At 43.5% G+C, this 20,110-nt stretch carries 19 protein-coding genes and 3 tRNA genes; 9 read left to right on the top strand and 13 right to left on the bottom strand.

From position 1 onward, the window contains the following. Nucleotides 1–200: 200 nt before the first annotated feature. Nucleotides 201–2,381, bottom strand: coding sequence for an Ig-like domain-containing protein (locus GCHA_RS10715; protein ID WP_007987999.1), 2,181 nt, complete (start codon nt 2,379–2,381; stop codon nt 201–203). A 125-nt stretch (nt 2,382–2,506) separates the two neighbouring features. Between GCHA_RS10715 and GCHA_RS10710 the strand changes: the two genes are divergently transcribed. Continuing rightward, a complete protein-coding gene (locus tag GCHA_RS10710; RefSeq protein WP_007987997.1) occupies nt 2,507–3,856 on the top strand; it encodes a dicarboxylate/amino acid:cation symporter in 1,350 nt (449 codons plus the stop codon). Between the two features lie 112 nt (nt 3,857–3,968). On the opposite strand, the gene GCHA_RS10705 is transcribed toward GCHA_RS10710, so the two are convergent. The 8 genes from GCHA_RS10705 to dnaQ all read right to left on the bottom strand — a co-directional run bounded on the left by GCHA_RS10705 (nt 3,969) and on the right by dnaQ (nt 9,876). Then, complete coding sequence (locus GCHA_RS10705; RefSeq protein ID WP_007987995.1) at nt 3,969–5,204, bottom strand: lipoprotein-releasing ABC transporter permease subunit; 1,236 nt, start codon at nt 5,202–5,204, stop codon at nt 3,969–3,971. Between the two features lie 11 nt (nt 5,205–5,215). Continuing rightward, a complete protein-coding gene (gene lolD, locus GCHA_RS10700) occupies nt 5,216–5,899 on the bottom strand; it encodes a lipoprotein-releasing ABC transporter ATP-binding protein LolD (RefSeq protein ID WP_007987993.1) in 684 nt (227 codons plus the stop codon). A 38-nt stretch (nt 5,900–5,937) separates the two neighbouring features. After that, nucleotides 5,938–6,999, bottom strand: a complete 1,062-nt coding sequence (locus GCHA_RS10695; protein ID WP_007987991.1) for a CNNM domain-containing protein — start codon at nt 6,997–6,999, stop codon at nt 5,938–5,940. A 212-nt stretch (nt 7,000–7,211) separates the two neighbouring features. Next, nucleotides 7,212–7,288, bottom strand: a tRNA-Asp gene (locus GCHA_RS10690). A 25-nt stretch (nt 7,289–7,313) separates the two neighbouring features. Continuing rightward, nucleotides 7,314–7,390: transfer RNA gene (locus tag GCHA_RS10685), tRNA-Asp, on the bottom strand. 32 nt (nt 7,391–7,422) lie between these two features. Then, nucleotides 7,423–7,499 (bottom strand) — tRNA-Asp (locus GCHA_RS10680). A 182-nt stretch (nt 7,500–7,681) separates the two neighbouring features. Further along, nucleotides 7,682–9,139 (bottom strand): TIGR03503 family protein, encoded by a 1,458-nt coding sequence (locus GCHA_RS10675; protein ID WP_007987987.1) that lies wholly within the window; start codon nt 9,137–9,139, stop codon nt 7,682–7,684. Between the two features lie 29 nt (nt 9,140–9,168). Beyond that, nucleotides 9,169–9,876, bottom strand: a complete 708-nt coding sequence (dnaQ, locus tag GCHA_RS10670) for a DNA polymerase III subunit epsilon (RefSeq protein ID WP_007987986.1) — start codon at nt 9,874–9,876, stop codon at nt 9,169–9,171. Nucleotides 9,877–9,956: 80 nt separating this feature from the next. On the opposite strand from dnaQ, the gene rnhA reads away from it, so the two are divergent. Further along, nucleotides 9,957–10,418, top strand: coding sequence for a ribonuclease HI (rnhA, locus tag GCHA_RS10665; RefSeq protein WP_007987984.1), 462 nt, complete (start codon nt 9,957–9,959; stop codon nt 10,416–10,418). 54 nt (nt 10,419–10,472) lie between these two features. On the opposite strand, the gene GCHA_RS10660 is transcribed toward rnhA, so the two are convergent. Continuing rightward, the gene (locus GCHA_RS10660) at nt 10,473–10,826 is read right to left on the bottom strand and encodes a VOC family protein (protein WP_007987983.1); all 354 of its coding nucleotides are present in this window, start codon (nt 10,824–10,826) and stop codon (nt 10,473–10,475) included. Between the two features lie 246 nt (nt 10,827–11,072). Here GCHA_RS10660 and sppA point away from each other — a divergent pair, with 246 nt between their 5' ends. After that, nucleotides 11,073–12,932 (top strand): signal peptide peptidase SppA, encoded by a 1,860-nt coding sequence (sppA, locus tag GCHA_RS10655; RefSeq protein WP_007987982.1) that lies wholly within the window; start codon nt 11,073–11,075, stop codon nt 12,930–12,932. 84 nt (nt 12,933–13,016) lie between these two features. Continuing rightward, the gene (locus GCHA_RS10650; protein WP_007987981.1) at nt 13,017–13,556 is read left to right on the top strand and encodes a SprT family zinc-dependent metalloprotease; all 540 of its coding nucleotides are present in this window, start codon (nt 13,017–13,019) and stop codon (nt 13,554–13,556) included. Here the strand turns inward: GCHA_RS10650 and yfbV are convergent. Next, entirely contained in the window at nt 13,553–13,999 is a 447-nt protein-coding gene (yfbV, locus tag GCHA_RS10645) for a terminus macrodomain insulation protein YfbV (protein WP_007987980.1), read from the bottom strand. The genes GCHA_RS10650 and yfbV overlap by 4 nt on opposite strands. A 249-nt stretch (nt 14,000–14,248) precedes the next feature. Here yfbV and trxB point away from each other — a divergent pair, with 249 nt between their 5' ends. The 4 genes from trxB (at nt 14,249) to infA (ending at nt 16,949) form a co-directional block, all read left to right on the top strand. After that, the gene (gene trxB, locus GCHA_RS10640) at nt 14,249–15,199 is read left to right on the top strand and encodes a thioredoxin-disulfide reductase (RefSeq protein ID WP_007987979.1); all 951 of its coding nucleotides are present in this window, start codon (nt 14,249–14,251) and stop codon (nt 15,197–15,199) included. 51 nt (nt 15,200–15,250) lie between these two features. Beyond that, nucleotides 15,251–15,955, top strand: a complete 705-nt coding sequence (aat, locus tag GCHA_RS10635) for a leucyl/phenylalanyl-tRNA--protein transferase (protein WP_007987977.1) — start codon at nt 15,251–15,253, stop codon at nt 15,953–15,955. Further along, nucleotides 15,955–16,650: an arginyltransferase gene (locus GCHA_RS10630; RefSeq protein WP_007987976.1), complete on the top strand. Its 696-nt coding sequence runs from the start codon at nt 15,955–15,957 to the stop codon at nt 16,648–16,650. The genes aat and GCHA_RS10630 overlap by 1 nt, the downstream gene beginning before the upstream one ends. An 80-nt stretch (nt 16,651–16,730) precedes the next feature. Next, nucleotides 16,731–16,949: a translation initiation factor IF-1 gene (gene infA / locus GCHA_RS10625; protein ID WP_006990869.1), complete on the top strand. Its 219-nt coding sequence runs from the start codon at nt 16,731–16,733 to the stop codon at nt 16,947–16,949. A 98-nt stretch (nt 16,950–17,047) separates the two neighbouring features. Here infA and clpA read toward each other — a convergent pair whose 3' ends face one another. Both clpA and clpS read right to left on the bottom strand, forming a co-directional pair. After that, complete coding sequence (gene clpA, locus GCHA_RS10620; protein WP_007987975.1) at nt 17,048–19,315, bottom strand: ATP-dependent Clp protease ATP-binding subunit ClpA; 2,268 nt, start codon at nt 19,313–19,315, stop codon at nt 17,048–17,050. Between the two features lie 20 nt (nt 19,316–19,335). Next, nucleotides 19,336–19,656: an ATP-dependent Clp protease adapter ClpS gene (gene clpS, locus GCHA_RS10615; RefSeq protein ID WP_007987974.1), complete on the bottom strand. Its 321-nt coding sequence runs from the start codon at nt 19,654–19,656 to the stop codon at nt 19,336–19,338. A 201-nt stretch (nt 19,657–19,857) separates the two neighbouring features. On the opposite strand from clpS, the gene cspD reads away from it, so the two are divergent. After that, nucleotides 19,858–20,076 carry a cold shock domain-containing protein CspD gene (gene cspD / locus GCHA_RS10610; protein ID WP_006990872.1) on the top strand — a complete coding sequence of 73 codons (219 nt, stop codon included), beginning with the start codon at nt 19,858–19,860 and terminating at the stop codon, nt 20,074–20,076. Nucleotides 20,077–20,110 lie beyond the last annotated feature (34 nt).

Here is a 20,110-nt window from a genome sequence, read left to right as displayed (position 1 = left end):
CAAGGCTTAAGCGCAAACACAAAAAAAACCCAGTAGTATGCATACTACTGGGCGATAACTATATTGTGATACCGCGGCTATGTATCGCGCTATCTTTATCTAATCAGACTTTCTCTATTCACCTATACCCAAGTCTGTCTTTTGTTGACGTTAAAACGGCCTATTTCCAAGCACTTAGCCTTTGCGACTACAATGAAGATTTATAAAATATCGTTGCAGTTAGCTGACTCACCATAAGGGTTCGCCGGTGGCGGTGAAGCTGAATCGGTCAAATCATCAGATGCTACACTAAGACCGTAGTCATGTTGCTCAGATGACTCACTGCCTTGAGATTCCCCATTTGCAGTTATCGATACCGTTGTCCAGGCACCGAAGGCTTTAGGATAACTCAAGGTAAATAAAACTTGGCCATTTGCATCTGTGATCCCTTGCGATTGTACTGCGACTACATTACCGGGAGTAAGCTGGGCATCACCATTAATGTCTTCACCTTCGTCGAGGATCCCGTTGCCGTTTAAGTCTTCGTTATCGCACACAGCAGTGACATTTTTATTCCAAATATTTGTGGTGGTATTAAATGTCCAGAAGCCCTTCTCGTAAGTTCCCCCAACATTGAATGCTTTTGGTGGTGCAGAAAAGGTGACGTTAGCATTCTCCACTGGGTTTGAATCAGGATCTGTGACAAACGCAGAGAACTCCTTGGTATAAGATGATTCAGTGGGAGACTGAATGGTGTTACCTGTCCCAAAGACGATATCAAAAGGTTTGTCGCCAACTGTTAGTAAAGTAAAAGCAGACACGGTTTGAGTATCATCCACTGTGCCGTACACCTTAACCCCTTCAAATGTACTTAGGGCATTAGATGTGTATACGGTCTTGGCAATACCGCTTCTATCTGTGGTAGCTTGATTAGGCGAAATTTGACCGCCGCTGACATCATCTAGCAGAAAGTTAATCGTTTTACCTTTGACCAAATTCCCCCTCGCGTCCCTTACCACCGCGCTGATAGTGCTTATTTCTCCTGTTGGGCCAATTGAGTCGGGCGTGGCATCGACAATGATGCTATCTGCCTGGGTAGCGACAAACTCTACTTGTGTGCGAGCCGTCACCTGATTACCGTCACTGTCAGTACCTGTGGCAGAGATGCTGGCAAAGCCGGCATTATCTGCTGAAATCGAAAAGCTCACCAAGCCGTCACTGTCGGTTGATTTGGTGCTAGTGGCTATTAGCCCTCTTGAGGTGGTTAACGTGACCTGCGCCCCTGATACTGGCGCGGTATTCGATAGCCACGTTAAACCAAGAGAAGTCGCTTGATTAAGAGCGACTTCCTCTGTGGGAACTGTGGTGAAGCTAAAATCGTCTGCTTGCACCGTTACCGTAAACTCACTTTCGTCATTCAATGCACTGGCACTGATCGTATCAACACCCGCCGTATTACCTGTATAAGTCACCGTTACCTGACCATTCGTGCCCGTTGTGGGTGTGGTCGAGCTAAGTAAACCATTTGCAGCAGAAAGATTAACTTGCTGATTAGCGATCCCATTGCCATCTGAATCTAGCAAGCTAAGGGTTAAATCAACAGGATCGTTCAGTATCACTGAGCTTGGCCCATCTATATTCACTGTGGTGCCTACCACTGAAATGGATAAAGTTTGGCTTAACGTTCCGCTTGTCGCTGTGATTTGTATATCTCGGTTCTGACGATTGTTCTGTGTCGTAAGCGTTGCCGTTGCTTGTCCATCTGCTCCGGTTGTACCCTGAGTAATCATTAGCGCGGCATCTGCATCGGCTGAAAAAACCACGTCAATTCCTTCCATAAGTACATTTTGCGCGTTTTTAACCAGAGCAATTAGCTCAATACTGTCTGTGCCACTTGAGGGTAATTGCACGGCCCCAGCGAATAAATCGAGGGAACTTGCTTGCACGTTCTCTTGCGTTGTCCCTTGCGAGGTAAAGGTGGTACTAGCGCTTTGCCCATCGCTGAGGGTTGCAATAACTTCACCTGAGCCCGAGTTTTCACCAACGAGCAAACTGATTGTTGCATCCCCGGTGGTGCCCGTAGTAGCCGTACCTGAATCATTACCAAATTCGGCTAACCCTTCAGGATTAAAGGTAAAGGTGACGAGTTGATCGGTCGCGATCGCACCTGTGTTATCTGTTACTCTGGCGGTCAACGTTAATGGATTTGATGCGCTAAGTTGTCCATCAGTTTGCCCATCGGCATTCACAAGGCTAAGGCTAACCGAATAGGTAATAGGGTCTGGGGTATCGTCTCCATCAGACGAACCGTCTCTGGATATAGCGTCAGAGCCGCCCCCTCCACAGGCTAATAACAAAAAAATCGTAAAGCTGCTTAAAAGCAATCTTGTGTGTTGATACATACAAATAGTCCTTTGTTTTTAAGGGTTAACCTAAGTGGTGTGTCACATATCTGAACATTTTAATTGTTCAGCTTACTGAGCAAACTTGCTAACCTATGGGCAATAATAATAAATTCAGGAAAATCATGAGCCAATCCCTCCCCCCCAGCCGCGAAAAATTCAGTTTAACTGCCAGAATATTTTTCGGCATGCTGGCCGGTATTGTTATCGGTAGCCTTCTCCAACAACTGTTTGATGATAGCGGAGATTTTTCGTTTAGTGTATTTGGCCTAGAGGTTTCTACGTATGGACTTTTAGTCGATGGTATATTTAACGTCGTTGGGCAAATTTTTATCGCCAGTCTCAAAATGCTCGTTGTGCCACTGGTGTTTGTTTCTCTGGTGTGTGGAACGGCGAGTTTGTCTGACCCAAGTAAATTAGGCCGTTTAGGCGGAAAGTCTATTCTGCTTTATATAGGGACCACTGCCATCGCTATCTCACTAGCCGTTGGTTTTGCTCTGTTAGTGGCACCTGGCGAGTCTATTAGCATGACCACTGATGCCGCTTATCAGGCAAAAGAAGCACCGAGTTTAGGGCAAGTTATCATCAATATGATGCCGTCTAATCCGGTGAATGCTATGGCACAAGGCAACATGCTACAGATCATCGTCTTTTCAGTGTTGTTCGGTGTGGCTATGTCTATGGCCGGTGATGCAGGTAAACGTTTAACATCTATGTTTGAAGATTTAAGTGAAGTCGTCATGAAGTTGGTGACCATACTTATGAATCTAGCGCCCTACGGTGTGTTTGTATTAATGGCTAAACTCTTTGCCACAATTGGCTTTGATACTATTGCCGGATTACTAAAATACTTCTTACTGGTGTTGTTTGTATTATTGGTACACGCCTTTGTATCTTATCCGATTATTTTGAAGCTCTTAAGTGGCCTTAACCCCATCATATTGCTTAAGAAAATGCGCGACGCTGCCATATTCGCATTTAGTACCTCTAGTAGCGGCGCAACCCTGCCTGTAACGCTTGAAACCGCCACCAACAAGCTGGGTGTTAAATCCTCTGTGGCGTCATTCACAGTGCCCCTAGGTGCAACCATAAACATGGATGGCACCGCCATTATGCAAGGTGTAGCCACGGTATTTATTGCCCAAGTATATGGTATCGATTTATCGCTGGGTGATTATATGATGGTGATCGTGACCGCCACATTAGCCTCAGTAGGAACCGCTGGCGTGCCGGGCGTAGGCTTAATTATGCTTGCAATGGTGCTGCAACAAGTCAACTTGCCTGTCGAAGGTATTGCATTGATTATTGGTGTCGACCGCTTGCTGGACATGACTCGTACTTCAGTCAATGTTACGGGCGACTGTATGGTGGCCTGTATTGTGGGCAAAAGCGAAGGGGAATTTGATATCGATAGGTACAATGATCCTGACGCGGGCAAAGAGGAAGAAACGCTTCATTCCCCCAAAGCGAGTTAAATTTCCTAAAGTACAATTGAGTGCGTAACGCATTTTACAATCAAATAAGGCAGTGCATTAAAACGCACTGCCTTTTTATTATGGCTAGGTTGAGTAGGCGTTAACACATACGTTAGTGCCCAAGCACCTCTGCTGGGTTGACGCTAGCCGCCTTTCTGGCCGGATAAACCGTAGCGATTATGGTTAAGGCTAAGGCGATAAACGCAGTAATATACACTTCATGCCATTTAAGCGCCGAAGGTAAGAAATTGATAAAGTAAATATCACCTGACAGAAAATGAAACCCAGTTAACCGCTCTATTCCTTGGGCGACAGACGTCAGGTTCAACGCCATTAATACACCACAGGTGACCCCTATAACGGTACCTATAATCCCATTTATAAAGCCTTGTAATATAAATACTAGAATTATTTTTTGCTCGGTTGTACCCATTGTTTTTAGCATGGCAATTTCAGATTGCTTCTCATTCACAGCCATAACTAAGGTCGAGACGATATTAAAGCAAGCAACGCCAATGACTAAGATCAGCGTAATGTAAACGACTACTCGAACCAATTGAATATCCTGATATAGATGGCCTTGGGTCCGTGTCCAGTCTGACATGTAAACTTCTTGGGAAAAGCCGAACCCTATCTCCCGTGTAATCAATGGCGCTGCGAACGGGTCGTGATAACGAAAACGTAGCCCCTGAACACCATGAGTTACACCTAATGTCTTAGAGGCCAACGGTAAATGCATATAGCCTATATGGTTATCTAGTTCACCACCAATTTTCACCTCTCCCAGTACATTGAGCCACAATGTTTTCGGCGCTCTAATGGATAAATCATCACTTAATTGTGGTAACAGCAGTTTCACTTTGTCACCTAGCTCAATACCCAGTTTATCCATCGCGCCTGCGCCCAATAATACGCCTTGCGGGTCATTCGAAAACGTTTGCCATTGTTGTTTAGCCACACTGCTTAACATACCGTCATTTTCAGCAAATTGGGGATCAATCCCTACCAGCTCAATGGCTTTCATTTTCTTGCCTTTTTGCAGCATTCCCGTTGCTTTGGTGTAGGGCTGAATTGACTCAATCCGCGCGTCTTTCTCTAATGCCGCAATTTCTTTTTGCCAATCAGTAATACCTTGCTTGCCCACCGCATAGAGTTCACCGTGAGGTATGATTGACAACAAACGGTCTTTCAACTCACGTTCGAAGCCGTTCATAACAGAAAGCAGCAAGATAAGAACAAAACATCCTAGCGCGATGCCAACGGTAGAAGAGGCTGAAATAAAGGAAATGTAACCATTTTGTTGCTTACTGCTGCGAAAACGCCATGCTAGTTGAAAAATTAGCTTCATTTAATCTCGCCTTATGCATCGGGCGAGCTTAACTGCCCGTTCACTAGACTAAGAGAACGATCCAGACGTTTCGCTAACTGAATATCGTGCGTGACCACAATAAAGCTAGTTTGGCTAAGATCTCGCAGCTCATTGAGCAATTGATATATTCCTTCACCTGTTTTGGTGTCTAGGTTACCCGTGGGCTCATCAGCCAATACAAGCTTAGGCTGATTAACCAGCGCTCTAGCAATAGCCACACGCTGCCGCTCACCACCGGACAACATGCTCGGCCGATGCGATAACCGATGAGATAAACCTACTTTTTTAAGCATCTCTTCAGCATGATGCAAAGCCTCGTCACGTTTTTCATTGGCAATTAAACGCGGCATAGCGACATTTTCCAGCGCACTAAATTCAGGCAGTAAATGATGTGCTTGGTAAACAAAACCTAATGATTGGTTTCGAAATTTGGCTTGTTGCGCATTTGAAAAAGCAAAAATGTCTTGCTGCTCGAATAACACGCTTCCTGACGTAGGCTGATCAAGTGCGCCCAACAAATGCAGCAAGGTACTTTTACCTGAGCCAGAGCTGCCTATAATGGCCAGTTGTTCTGAGGTGTGAACCGTTAAATTCACGTTATTTAGGATGTGTACGCTATCTTTGCCGTCATCATACTGTTTAGATAAGTGATCACATTTCAACAGTTCATGCATATGTTTGCTTGTTCCTTAACGATTTTTTCATCGACATCTTAAGCTTTCGTTTGATTTGATTTATGCAACGCAGCGCGCTCTCGACGCTTCCACATGAGTCGTGCAAGCTTTTTCATACTGACGTTTTTGTCATTCTCATCGACTATTTCTACGCCCAATAAAGATTCAGTTAAATCCTCATCAGTTAAAATACCTTCTAAACCGCCGTATTCGTCTACGACTAATAACATGTTGGCGCGCTTCGTATGCAGAGGGTGCAGCGCTGCAGATAAAGGCATACTGCTTAATAAGGTAACCATCTCTTTGCGGTATACACTGACCGGATTTTTTTCGTTCTTGCGGATCATGGCTAACAGAATATCTTTTTTAAGAACGTAACCAGTGATCTTTTCTGGCTCAGCATGTTCGTAAATGGGAATGCGTGAAAATTCTACAGTGCCGTGCTTATGGTAAAACGCCTCTACGGTCATCTCCTGTGATACAGAAAAGATAACGGTACGATGGGTCATGGCATTTTTAATTTTTAGCTCATCAAGAGAAAGTAAGTTTTGTAATATGTTGGCTTCTTGCTTAGCGATTTGCCCTTCTTGATATGATTCATCTGTTAACACTGCTAGTTCAGCCTTACTTAACCCTTTCAACGGCGAATCATCACTAAAGCCTGCGGTGAGCTTATTAGCCAGCAGCACAAAAGGGTAAAGGCACAAAATGAGGTATTTTAGAAAATAAGCTGTGGCTGGGGCTAATTTACGCCAAAACGTCGCCCCCAATGTTTTGGGAATAATTTCTGAAAAAACTAAAATAAATAAGGTCAAAATGGCAGAAATGACGCCCATGTACACTTCACCAAACACGGCCGCAGCTTGCGCACCCGCCCCTGCAGCCCCCATTGTGTGAGCAACGGTATTTAGTGTCAGAATAGCGGCCAGCGGATTATTGATATTTTGTACTTGTTCTCGCAGTAGGATGCCACTTTTATGCTGCTGTTTTTCAAGAACTGAAATATATGCAGAGGATACGCTCAAGATAACCGCTTCAGCGATAGAGCAAATAAACGAGACACCTAAGGCCAACGCAATATAAAACAACAATAAGATCAAGCTAATACACCCATTCGTCAATCATTAGTGCAAATACTTAGCTATCTGCACGCTAAAATTCAGAGCAAGCAGTTTACCTGAAGCACAAACTAAAGACATGAATTTCAGCCACATAGCTAAAGACAAAAAGAGATAAGTTGTTTCAAAAATTTGCCATGAACTGGCTAAGATAACGTAGAATAGAATAAATATAATGTAGAGATAAAAATTAATGGCGGAACGGACGAGACTCGAACTCGCGACCCCCGGCGTGACAGGCCGGTATTCTAACCAACTGAACTACCGCTCCCCATATAATTTTGTTGTTTTGAAATTGGCGGAACGGACGAGACTCGAACTCGCGACCCCCGGCGTGACAGGCCGGTATTCTAACCAACTGAACTACCGCTCCGCTGTTTCAAAACCGAAAATACTAAAAGAAATTGGCGGAACGGACGAGACTCGAACTCGCGACCCCCGGCGTGACAGGCCGGTATTCTAACCAACTGAACTACCGCTCCAGTTTCTTTAATACTTTCAACGAGTTAAGAAGTTAATCTAGGACCTTCCCCTCAACCGCGGCGCAGATAATACGGTTAACCCTGTATCGAGTCAACAGCTTTTTCTGCATTTTATCGCTTAATTTCAATTTTTTCGTTTGTTTGCCTATACAGTGAGCGATTTGACCAAAATGCAAACAACATTATGCGCTTTTGTTACTGGCATCCTTTTTGGCACTGCTCTTTTTCTGTTTAACAACCGTATCGCTTGCGTCTTCAACATTCACTTTATTACGCGTAAAGCGTTGTTTGAGACGCATCATTAATCCAGGTTTACTATTTTCTTCTGTCTTTGGCGGTGTTATTTCACTCAGTGCTTCTGTGACTGTCACAGGCTTGTCTCGCGTGACAAACCAAATTAATGCGCCGCCTACTATTAATAAGAACAAGTTTATCCCAACAATCAACAGTATTAATGTGGAGGTGGCCATTTCTGGCTCTGTGGTCACGGCTTCAGCTGGCAAGGCAGGCTGTTGTTCATTTGTGACGTCTTGTGAGCTCTCTTGGTTCGTTCCATCAGCAGTTTGCTCGTCTACTACCGGCGCAATCATTGGCTCTTCGGTGAGAAAACTAAACTCCGGCACATCTAAAATCACATCGCGCCCATCAATCGTGTTGGCAAACGCGGTTAACTTTATGCGATACACGCCGTATTCGTAATTCACGATAAGGTGTTCACGAATATCCATAGATGAGTCAGTAATGGAAAAATTCTGAATATCACCATTAGGAAATTTAACTTTTCCATCGATCAGTAGGGTCGACATATTAATGTGTTCACGGTCCGCATCGATCATTAACTTATGATACCCGCCTCCCCCGCCGTGTTGCTCCACTGAGATATGTATCGGATTCGGATAAAGCATCACAGCATCATCAACTTGTTCTCTGGAGAACATAGGCGTGGATACCATAAAAGTAGGGATCCACTCACCTGCTGCTACCGATAAGTTAAATTGACCAGTGAAAGTACCGTCTAATGGCGTTTCGTCCATACCTTGACCATTGTCTTCAAAGGTCGCTATGGTTTGTGCATCAGCACCAAAATTATTACTGTCAGGATTATTAGTACTAAAGAACTGCATGCTTAACGTAACGACGTCACGAAACTCAGTATAATTGATTGGTTCACCGCCATTGGTTAAGTAGGCGGTTTGTTTAAGAATTTCACCAGAAAAGATGACACTAGGTAGAGGCTCTGCGTGCAATGACAGGTCGCTGATAACCATAACACGGCTATCTGGCTCAATACTCCCAACCGCTTGCCATGGTCCAGGCATGGGTTTTTTAATACTCACCATGTCGTAGGTTGCCGTATCAAACCAAAAAACATCTTCACCATCAGCTTGTGTCTGATAGATTTTGCTGCCGTCTGGCCTAACTAAAACCACAGGCAAACTACCGTATTCGCGAAAAAAGACCATGGTGATCTCATCCACTTCATGATCGATGCGAAACCGATTTTGCAGTAGTTTGATACTATTTTGAAACTCATCGCCCAGAGTGGTAAGCGGGTTTGATGCTTGTTGTTCTGCTTGCGGGGTTTGTGCGCTAACGATAGCGGGTAATAATAGCGCACTAAATAACAGAGGTTTTAACATAGCATCCCAACTGAATAATGGTTTGGCGCCTATTCACGCCACAAACAAGAACCGCCTTCTTTAGTCACTAAATCCAAACGTTTCTCATGCTCAGCTAATTCATCGGCTGTGGCACGCAAAACCTTTAGCTGATTTAAGCTTGGGTCAAGCCTACGAATAGGCTCAACCTGACTACCACCGTCTGAATTCGACTTACCCGACAAATTCAGCGCCGTTTGGCCGCCAGTCATCATCAAGTAAACGTCAGCTAGGATCTCGGAATCTAGTAATGCACCGTGAAGCTCACGATGTGAATTGTCTATGCCATAACGTTTACAAAGCGCATCTAGATTATTCTTTTGCCCAGGATGTATTTGCCGCGCCATTTCGAGTGTATCGAGCACGGTACACATGTCTGCGGTTTTCTTACCTCCCATAGAGGCAACGCGGTCAAATTCATGATCCATAAAACCAACGTCAAACGGAGCGTTATGAATCACCAACTGAGCGCCGTTAATAAACTGTGCAAAATCAGCTGCAATATCAGCAAATACCGGTTTATCTAACAAATACTCGTTTGTAATACCGTGAACTTCTATCGCTTCTTGTTCGATTAAACGTTGGGGGTTTATGTAAACATGAAACGTATTACCAGTAAGGCGACGGTTTACAAGCTCTACACAACCTATTTCTATTATTCTATGACCCTGCCTAGGATCAATGCCGGTCGTTTCTGTATCTAGTACGATTTGTCTCATGGTTTCTCTAATTGTTTCAGGCTGACGTTAAGTTGCGATTACATTATACTGCGAAAAATTTTAAATGATTGATAATTGAAATGAAACACATAGAAATTTATACCGATGGTTCGTGTCTAGGCAACCCAGGTCCTGGTGGTTACGGGGCTGTTCTTTTGTTTGGCAAGCATAAAAAAGAATTAAGCCAAGGCTTTACCCATACGACGAATAACCGTATGGAACTCTTAGCCACCATAGAAGCACTGGCCAGTTTAACCGAAACCTGCAAAGTTGATTTAACCACCGACAGTCAGTACGTGAAAAATGGAATTAATCAATGGATCAAGAACTGGCGTAAAAATGGTTGGCGCACATCTGACAAAAAGCCAGTTAAAAATGTCGATTTATGGAAGCGTTTAGACGAGCAAGTCAATCAGCACCAAGTGCAATGGCACTGGGTTAAAGGGCATTCTGGACACCCCATGAATGAGCTTTGCGATGTATTAGCCCGAAACGCAGCATCTAGCAAAGACTTATTACCGGACGATGGCTTTCAAGGCTAGCCTAGGTAATCCAATTTAGTAGTACAAGACACTAAGAGCCAAACGTCGGCTCTTTTATTTGTCGCTCCATACGGCATATTCGTTACCACAGGGAGCGGTAAAGTGAAAACGCCGCCCCCCAGGAAAACTAAAGATCGCCTGCACTATTTTACCATCGCTTGCTTCAATGTTAGCTTGAGTAGCAACAAGATCATCACTATAAAGTACAACCAAAACGCTACCATTGGCAGTTGAGACATTTTGCTTAGCACTAAAGAAGCCACCGTCAATTCCCACCCCGTCGAAAGCGCAATAATCTGGCCCGTAGTCAATAAATTGCCAGTCAAAAACCGAGTTAAAAAACGCTTTGGCTACCTTTATATCCGTAACTGGGATTTCGATATAATTAATTTTGTGATGTGCAGACATCCGAATACTCCAATTGAATAAAAAACAATGCTTAGATAATTAACGTTCAATCAACCAACACTCGTTACTAAACCTTAGGTTATTAAATAAACAAATAAAAAGTAAATAGCGCGAAATGATGCGAACGTAAGAATTTTTGTGGTTAAAAAGAGCATAAGTTACATTAATTTACACTTGTGGATTCTATCGAGTTCAGATTTTAGTTAGGATGCATTATTGTTTTTAAGTAAGTGAACCCGAATTAATATGTCAACCGATAAAAGTTGGACCAAAGCCCTGTTTGGCGGTATTTGGTCAGTTCTCAATTTTAGCCGCAAGTTATTCTTTAACATTATCTTTTTAGTAATAGCCATAGCCATTATTTCATTAATATTCAAAGATAACGGCCAAATAGGTGTGAAACAAGATTCCGCTCTTGTCTTGAATTTAAGAGGCGATATTGTCATTCAAAAACATGCAATAGACCCTTTTGAAGCTTTTATGCAAGAAGCCTTAGGCCAAGAAAATGAAAAGCCAGAGGTATTGTTACAAGATATTTTGCTTACTTTGGATAATGCTAAACAAGATCAGCGTATCAAAGCTCTGGTACTTGATTTACAAGAACTTAACGGTGCTGGGTTAGATAAACTAGAACAAATCGCTCAAGCCATCGATGATTTCAAGCTCAGCGAAAAACCAGTTTACGCCATCGGTGATTATTACACTCAAGAGCAATATTACATTGCCAGTCATGCTGACCACGTTTATATGAACCCAATGGGCTGGATGCTATTTGAAGGATATGGCCGGTTTGGCATGTACTACAAATCAGCGTTAGATAAGATCAAGGCGACTACACATGTATTTAAAGTAGGCACCTACAAGTCAGCAGTAGAACCTTTAATACGTGATGATATGTCACAAGCTGCAAAAGAAGCGAACAAAGCATGGTTAAACGCTATGTGGTCGCAGTATAAGAATAATGTAGCGGAGGCGCGTGGTTTATCAGCAGATAACTTTGACGAAAAGGTCGACGAATTTATGGTTAAATTCGAAGACGTTAATGGTGATTTTGCCCAGTATGCGTTAGAAAACGGCTGGGTCGACGGATTAAAAACACGTGAACAAGTATTGCAGGAGTTGGCTTCTGTGGTAGGAGAAGAAGACTCCAAACGTGGTTACACCAATATCACATTCAAACATTACTTACAGATAGTGAACCCACCGCTTCCCCACTTAGATACAAATGTTGATAAGGTCGGCGTTGTGGTCGCTAAAGGTACCATTTTAAACGGCGATCAAAAGCCAGGTACAGTGGGTGGCGACAGTACAGCAAATTTATTGCGTAAGGCTCGTTTAGACGACAGCATTAAATCCGTCGTACTTTATGTAGACTCCCCAGGTGGCAGTGCTTTTGCCTCTGAGATCATTCGCCAAGAAATTGAAAACCTCAAAGCAGCAGGCAAACCAGTCGTTGCGCTGATGAGTACTTATGCAGCATCAGGAGGCTACTGGATATCAGCCAGTGCCGATGAAATTTGGGCAGCGCCCAGTACCATTACGGGTTCAATCGGTATATTTGGCATGTTCGTCAGTTTCGAAAATACCTTAGATTACTTAGGGGTACATACCGACGGTGTGGGCACTACTGATTTTGCAGGCATGGGAATAACTCGCGGTATCGATCCTAAAATGGGCCAGGTGTTACAGCGCAGTATTGAGCATGGTTACGACCAATTCATTTCATTAGTCGCAGATGAACGTCATATGAGCAAAGAAGACGTCGACAGCATCGCACAAGGCCGCGTTTGGATAGGTGAAACAGCGTTATCGTTAAATTTAGTCGACCATCTTGGCTACATAGATGACGCCGTATCAGCTGCAGCACAACTAGCTGATTTATCTGAATACGATGTAACGTACGTTGAGCGCTCGTTAAACAGCAGTGAATTGTTCTGGAAAGAGTTCTTTTCAAATGCATCAGTGATGTTAGCAAAAACGCAGTTTGCCCAGAGTGATAGCAAATTGATGAGCTTAATTAGTCAAGTAACGGCAGATTTTGACGATGTGATAAAGCTCAATGATCCTCGCGGCGTGTATGCTTTTTGCTTAACCTGTGAAATTTAACCCTTAATATACCAATGGCAGTGTCCTATTCATGACTGATAAGACGCTGCCTTTTAACTTAGCCTTTACCCACCCCCACAATAAATGAAACCATTGCCCCCCCCTTCTTCCCATCAAAACCAGCTTAATCAATCAGATTTACAAGCCCATGTCGTTAATCGTGTACATGCCTGTGTTCAATTGGCTAGCCGGTCACTATCAGTTGACTTAGCCTTACCGACGATAACCTTTAATCAAAGAGGTAAAATTGCCGGTTGTGCGCGACTACAAACAAATGAGTTGCGGTTTAATCCTGTACTGCTAGCTGACAACTATCAAGAATTTATAGATGAAGTGGTGCCCCATGAGGTCTCTCATTTAGTCGCCTATGCGCTTTATGGTCGAGTAAAACCCCATGGAAAAGAGTGGCAAGCCATTATGCGGCAGGTATTCGGATTAAATGGACACACATACCACAAAATGGACGTAACCAAAGTCAGTGGGAAACGTTTTACCTATCAATGTTTATGTGGTGATATTGAACTGAGTATCAGGCGCCACAATAAGGTGCTAAGACAGCAACAACAGTATATCTGCCGCCAATGCCATAAGGTGCTTAGCTTTAAGCAGCCTACCAGCGTCTAAAACCAGCGCTGGGTAAAGGCTTTGTCCAGATCATCAAACGCCGTTTTAAGCAGTGCCGCTAATTCTTTATACTTCGGCCGCGATTTCATAGTCGCCACAAGGCAACCCTGCTGACGCATCTTTTGATGAATATCGCGATACCAACTCGAAGTTGATGGTGGAAGCCATTGATTTGCCCTGTGGCCCAACCACAACAGCCCTTGTACCGGGATCGATAAAAAGAATATTGCCATCGCCACAGCATTCGGTAAGGTTTCTACGCCTGTCACAGAATAAGCCGAAGCAACCGTAAGCACTGCCAATGGCGGCATGGTTTTAATGGCGAGCTTAGTAGCAGAAATAACTCTGCACTCAGGGAACAGTGGATACAGTTCCTTTTTGACCGGCCAAGTTTGCATATACTGCTGGCCATCTTTGAATAAAGTAAAAACGGTTTGTGCCATGGCAACCTACTTAATATAATTTGCTCGCCTTTATAAGGCATATCCAGAATATTAGCGAAAAGATCACTCTTTAGAAAGTTATCATGAGGATTAGTTCTACCTAATAGCAATGTTATAATAATTTTTTTATTAGATAGAGATTGAAAGTTTCCTGTAGAGACGCATTTCTATGCGTAATAGAAAGATAACTTCTTTACCTCATTGGCGCTATTGAATAAAATCGCCCACAAAATTACTTTGGAGACATTCATGTCTGAATCAAGACACGTAAAATTACTTATTTTAGGCTCAGGCCCAGCCGGTTACGCTGCTGCAGTATATGCTGCACGAGCAAACTTGAACCCGGTATTATTAACGGGTATTCAACAAGGTGGTCAGCTTACTACCACCACAGAAGTAGAAAACTGGCCAGGAGATGCAGAAGGGTTAACGGGTCCTGATTTAATGGTTCGTATGCAGCAGCATGCTGAAAAGTTCGATACTGAAATTATTTTCGACCACATTAACAAGACTGACCTGACTAAACGTCCATTTACTTTAGTAGGTGATGCGGGAACTTATACTTGCGACTCACTTATTATTTGTACTGGTGCCTCAGCGAAATACTTAGGCATGGAATCTGAAACCGCATTTATGGGTAAAGGCGTTTCTGCATGTGCAACCTGTGACGGATTTTTCTATCGCAATCAAAAAGTGGCGGTTATCGGTGGCGGTAATACGGCCGTTGAAGAAGCTCTCTACTTATCGAATATCGCGTCTGAAGTACATGTGATCCACAGACGAGACACATTCAGAAGTGAAAAAATCTTATCACAGCGCCTGTTTGACAAAGCTGAAAACGGCAACGTTACCCTGCACTTGAACAGTACTCTTGATGAAGTACTTGGTGATGAAATGGGCGTAACGGGTGTTCGCATTAAATCAACAATGATTGATGAAAGCAAAGAGTTAGATGTCATGGGACTATTCGTTGCCATTGGCCATCAGCCAAACACGGGCATTTTCGAAGGTCAGTTAGACATGAAAGATGGCTACATCATAGTTAACAGTGGTACGGCTGGCAACGCTACCCAAACCAGTGTTGAAGGTGTTTTTGCCGCAGGTGATGTAAGCGATCACGTCTACCGTCAAGCTATCACCTCAGCCGGAACTGGATGTATGGCTGCGTTAGATGCTGAAAAATTCTTAGACGCATTATAAGCGCTAACGACCCAAGGCCTCGTTTGAGGCCTTTCAATTCAATGAGCCAGTATGATTGAACTGTTTCAATTAGATAGATCACTGCATTTTCCCTCTCCCGCTCAAGCGTTATCTGATCCTCCAGGTCTGCTCGCCTTCGGCGGAGACTTGTCGGTAAACCGCTTAATACATGCTTATCAACAAGGTATTTTTCCTTGGTTCAGCAGCAATGAACCAATATTATGGTGGTCTCCTGATCCAAGAGGCATATTGCCTTTAGAAAATTTCAACGTGTCAAAAAGCTTAAAAAAATTTATTCGTAAAACGCCTTTTCGCGTCACGGTAAATACACAGTTTGCTCAGGTGATATATGCGTGCGCTAACGTCACACGACAATCGTCTGGCACATGGATAACAGACGAAATGATCAATGCGTACATTGAATTGCATCGCAGTGGTTATGCCCAATCTATAGAAGTATGGGATGACGAGACACTGGTCGGCGGCTTATACGGTGTGACCCCAGGTAATCTCTTTTGCGGTGAATCCATGTTTCATTATGCGACGAATGCTTCAAAGCTTGCTATGTTTTATTTAGTTGAACTGCTGCGTCAAAACGGCTCTGAATTTATTGATTGCCAATTACAAAATGAACACTTGGAGAGTCTCGGGTGTATAGAAATCCCGAGAACCGCGTTCTTAAGCAAGCTTAAAGCAGTTGTAAAAGAACCTATAAATCAGTCGTTGTGGCGTCCTAGGGAATTAACGCAAACGTAATGAAATTTGGAATTAGTCAAAGCTTTGCCTGTAGTTATTTGTCAGATGAACAAGAAACACTACTCGTTTATGCAGAAGAAACAGGGCACGGTACTCACTATGAAATGCTAATGGCAGCCGGTTTCCGGCGCAGCGGCGCACAAGTTTATCGCCCCCACTGCGCGCATTGCCATGCCTGTCAAGCAATACGCGTCCCAGTGAATGACTTTACTCCATCTAAAAGCCAGAAACGTATACTCAAACGTAATAGCGATATAAAAGTGGTATTAAGTGAAGAAAATAAACCTCACTACTACACTTTGTATGCGCAATACATCAATACTCGACATCAAGATGGCAGTATGTACCCTGCAACACCAGAGCAATACGCAAGCTTTGCCGATGGACACTGGTTAAATCCGCTGTTTATTGAACTTCATCTCGATGGTGAGCTGGTTGGCATTGCCGTGACCGATCCGTTGGAAAACGCATTGTCGGCAGTTTATACATTTTTTAAACCTTCTTTGGCCGAACGTTCCTTAGGCACCTTCGCAGTTTTACAACAAATCGCGATCGCTCGGCGTTTAGCTAAAGAACATTTATATTTAGGCTACCAGATAGATGACTGTCAAAAAATGAGCTATAAGCGCAATTTTTTGCCCCACGAGCGTTTTATTGAGCAAAAATGGCAGCTAATTTCAAAAAAAGACTGGTAAAGCTTTACACGGCCGCCGTTATTGGGCAAAATCTGCGCGGCATTTTTGAGACTTATTATTTACAGAGGTAACAGAGCTACATGGCGAAAGAAGATTGTATTGAAATGGAAGGTACAGTGTTGGATACCCTTCCAAATACTATGTTTCGTGTCGAATTAGAAAACGGTCACGTTGTTACTGCACATATTTCAGGAAAGATGCGTAAGAACTATATCCGTATCTTAACAGGCGACAAAGTAACATGTGAAATGACGCCATATGATTTATCTAAAGGGCGCATTATTTACCGCGCTCGTTAGTATACAGTAAACGAAAAGGCCCAATGTTTTACAACATTGGGCCTTTTTCTATGTCTGCAATTTACGTGTCAGGGTCAGCTGTGACCCCGACCCATATTTTAAGCTTCAGATTTCTCTTCTTTCACTGCTTTAAACGTAAATACTAATTTTTTGTTTTTCAGTGATATTTTAACACTACCGCCTTGGCTTAATTCACCAAACAACAGCTCACTGGCCAATTCTTTCTTAACGTGCTGCTGAATAACACGTGACATAGGACGTGCGCCCATATTCCTGTCGTAACCTTCCTCCGCTAGCCACTGTCTCGCTTCATTCGTCACATCCAGAGATACCCCTTGATTATCAAGTTGAACCTGAAGCTCCACAATGAATTTATCAACCACTTGCAAGATAACCTCTTGCTCTAGGTGATTAAACCAGACTATGGCATCTAGACGGTTTCTAAACTCAGGTGTAAACACCTTGTTGATTTCCGACATTGCGTCATGGCTATGATCTTGCTGTTTAAAGCCAATCGATTTACGAATGGTCTCTTGTACACCTGCGTTGGTCGTCATGACCAAAATCACATTACGAAAGTCAACTTTACGGCCGTTATTGTCAGTCAGCGTACCGTGATCCATCACTTGCAATAAAATATTAAACACATCTGAATGGGCTTTTTCTATCTCATCTAGTAATACCACCGAATGAGGATGTTTAATGACCGCATCGGTCAACAACCCACCTTGATCAAAACCAACGTATCCAGGAGGCGCACCAATGAGCCTGCTCACTGCGTGGCGTTCCATATATTCCGACATGTCAAAGCGTAATAACTCTACGCCCATGATGTTCGACAGTTGTTGGGTGATTTCGGTTTTACCGACTCCAGTTGGGCCAGCAAATAAGAAACTACCAATCGGTTTGGTTTCGACACCTAATCCTGCTCGAGACAGACGAATTGCATCCGTCAAGGTATCGATAGCTTGGTCTTGACCAAATACCACTAATTTCAAATCTCTATCGAGGTTTTTCAGTGACTCTTTATCACTAGACGATACTGACTTTTCAGGGATACGCGCGATCTTCGAGATAATATGCTCGATATCAGTCACCCCTATGGTCTTCTTACGTTTTGACGGAGGCAACAACCGCTGACTCGCCCCAGCCTCGTCCATCACGTCAATAGCTTTGTCAGGCAGATGACGCTCATTAATGTACTTCGCTGATAGCTCGGCCGTGGCGCGGATAGCCTTGTGCGTAAAGCGCACACTGTGGTGCTCTTCGTAGCGTGATTTCAATCCCATCAGAATTTTCGTGGTATCTGCCACTGAAGGCTCTATAACATCCACTTTCTGGAAGCGCCGCGCCAGCGCGCGATCTTTTTCGAAAATACCTTGGTACTCTTGATAGGTAGTAGACCCCATACAACGAAGTTCACCACTGCTTAATTTGGGTTTCAATAAATTCGAAGCATCCATCACGCCGCCAGATGCTGCGCCCGCTCCAATGATGGTATGAATTTCATCGATAAACAAAATAGCGTCAGGGTCTTTAGATAACTCTTTTAATATCCCTTTAAGGCGCTTCTCGAAGTCACCACGGTACTTTGTACCTGCAAGTAGGGTACCCATATCCAAAGAGTATATAACTGCGTTAGCAATGACGTCAGGCACGTCGTTATGAATGATACGAAACGCCAAACCTTCCGCGATGGCGGTTTTACCCACGCCAGCTTCACCAACAAGCAGCGGGTTGTTTTTACGACGGCGACACAATATTTGAATACTGCGCTCAACTTCGAAATCTCGACCAATCAGCGGGTCAATTTTCCCTTCTTTGGCCAGCTCATTCAAATTGGTCGAGTATTGATCAAGCATGGATGACCCTGCCTCTTGGCCCGCACCCTCCTCGTCTTGTTCAACTGAGTGCGTACTTTCATCATCACTCTTGGACACTCCATGGGAAATAAAGTTAACCACATCAAGGCGAGTCACATCGGCCTTCTTCAGAATGTAAACCGCTTGGGATTCCTGTTCGCTAAAAATGGCGACCAGTACATTCGCCCCGGTGACTTCTTCTTTACCGGATGATTGAACGTGAAATACAGCACGTTGTAGAACGCGCTGAAAACCCAAAGTGGGCTGAGTTTCCCGCTCATTGTTTGCATCTTCAAGCAACAAAGGTGTCGTGTCTTTCACGAAATCTGTCAACTCTTTCTTAATAATGTCTACATTAGCGCCACAGGCTTGTAGTGCTTCAGTGGCAGAGCCATTATCGAGCAAGGCTAACAAAAGGTGCTCGACCGTCATGAATTCGTGTCTATGCTCTCTGGCAAAAATAAACGCTTCATTTAACGTTTGTTCTAATTCTTTATTCAACATTTTTAGACCCTCTTACTGCGCTAAACCTGTTCCGTTGTGCACATCAACGGGTGTTGATGCTTCTTGGCATACTGGGTGACTTGCATTACTTTTGTTTCGGCAATCTCAGCGGTATAAACACCACACACTGCACGACCGCGATAATGCACAGTCAACATAATTTGATGAGCTTTTTCTGAGTCCAAGTTGAAAAACCTAACCAATACTTCGATCACGAAATCCATCGGTGTGTAATCATCGTTATTCAGCAAAACTTTATACATGGGTGGTGGCGCTAATTTTTGCTTAACCGTGTCTAGCTGCTTTTCGCGCTCTATATTAATCGTGTTGTCTTTGCTCATAATAAGAAGAATAGTGCCCTTAGTGCAAATTTTGCAGTTTTATTAACATTCGTTTATTTATCAATTTACCCTTGACAAAAACAGGTTAAAAAATCTACATTTTCTAGTGCGACATTTGTTATTTTAACATTTGCGCCTTTCCCATAGTTCATTGTGGGGATAAATATGCGTCAGTTCAAGGGATTAAAAGGAAGCAGAAGTATGGCTGTTGGCAAAGTAAAGTGGTTTAACAATGCAAAAGGGTTTGGTTTTATCGTTCCTGAAGATGGTGGAGATGACATTTTTGCTCATTATTCGACCATTCAGATGGAAGGTTACCGCTCGTTAAAAGCTGGGCAAGAAGTGAAATATGATGTGCAGCAAGGACCTAAAGGTCTTCACGCTGAGAATATCGATTTCAACGGTGAGCCTGAGCAATAAAAATTGGTCATAAAAAAAGCAGACCTTAAGGTCT

It is taken from the genome of Paraglaciecola chathamensis S18K6, from assembly GCA_000314955.1.
GTDB lineage: Bacteria > Pseudomonadota > Gammaproteobacteria > Enterobacterales > Alteromonadaceae > Paraglaciecola > Paraglaciecola chathamensis.
This window is presented reverse-complemented; position numbering and strand designations above follow the sequence as displayed.

What these genes read in the sequence shown, in the direction of transcription:
- GCHA_RS10715 (WP_007987999.1), bottom strand. Translation starts at nt 2,381, where the DNA reads ATGTATCAACACACAAGATTGCTTTTAAGCAGCTTTACGATTTTTTTG.
- GCHA_RS10710 (WP_007987997.1), top strand. Translation starts at nt 2,507, where the DNA reads ATGAGCCAATCCCTCCCCCCCAGCCGCGAAAAATTCAGTTTAACTGCC.
- GCHA_RS10705 (WP_007987995.1), bottom strand. Translation starts at nt 5,204, where the DNA reads ATGAAGCTAATTTTTCAACTAGCATGGCGTTTTCGCAGCAGTAAGCAA.
- lolD (WP_007987993.1), bottom strand. Translation starts at nt 5,899, where the DNA reads ATGCATGAACTGTTGAAATGTGATCACTTATCTAAACAGTATGATGAC.
- GCHA_RS10675 (WP_007987987.1), bottom strand. Translation starts at nt 9,139, where the DNA reads ATGTTAAAACCTCTGTTATTTAGTGCGCTATTATTACCCGCTATCGTT.
- dnaQ (WP_007987986.1), bottom strand. Translation starts at nt 9,876, where the DNA reads ATGAGACAAATCGTACTAGATACAGAAACGACCGGCATTGATCCTAGG.
- rnhA (WP_007987984.1), top strand. Translation starts at nt 9,957, where the DNA reads ATGAAACACATAGAAATTTATACCGATGGTTCGTGTCTAGGCAACCCA.
- GCHA_RS10660 (WP_007987983.1), bottom strand. Translation starts at nt 10,826, where the DNA reads ATGTCTGCACATCACAAAATTAATTATATCGAAATCCCAGTTACGGAT.
- sppA (WP_007987982.1), top strand. Translation starts at nt 11,073, where the DNA reads ATGTCAACCGATAAAAGTTGGACCAAAGCCCTGTTTGGCGGTATTTGG.
- GCHA_RS10650 (WP_007987981.1), top strand. Translation starts at nt 13,017, where the DNA reads ATGAAACCATTGCCCCCCCCTTCTTCCCATCAAAACCAGCTTAATCAA.
- yfbV (WP_007987980.1), bottom strand. Translation starts at nt 13,999, where the DNA reads ATGGCACAAACCGTTTTTACTTTATTCAAAGATGGCCAGCAGTATATG.
- trxB (WP_007987979.1), top strand. Translation starts at nt 14,249, where the DNA reads ATGTCTGAATCAAGACACGTAAAATTACTTATTTTAGGCTCAGGCCCA.
- aat (WP_007987977.1), top strand. Translation starts at nt 15,251, where the DNA reads ATGATTGAACTGTTTCAATTAGATAGATCACTGCATTTTCCCTCTCCC.
- GCHA_RS10630 (WP_007987976.1), top strand. Translation starts at nt 15,955, where the DNA reads ATGAAATTTGGAATTAGTCAAAGCTTTGCCTGTAGTTATTTGTCAGAT.
- infA (WP_006990869.1), top strand. Translation starts at nt 16,731, where the DNA reads ATGGCGAAAGAAGATTGTATTGAAATGGAAGGTACAGTGTTGGATACC.
- clpA (WP_007987975.1), bottom strand. Translation starts at nt 19,315, where the DNA reads ATGTTGAATAAAGAATTAGAACAAACGTTAAATGAAGCGTTTATTTTT.
- clpS (WP_007987974.1), bottom strand. Translation starts at nt 19,656, where the DNA reads ATGAGCAAAGACAACACGATTAATATAGAGCGCGAAAAGCAGCTAGAC.
- cspD (WP_006990872.1), top strand. Translation starts at nt 19,858, where the DNA reads ATGGCTGTTGGCAAAGTAAAGTGGTTTAACAATGCAAAAGGGTTTGGT.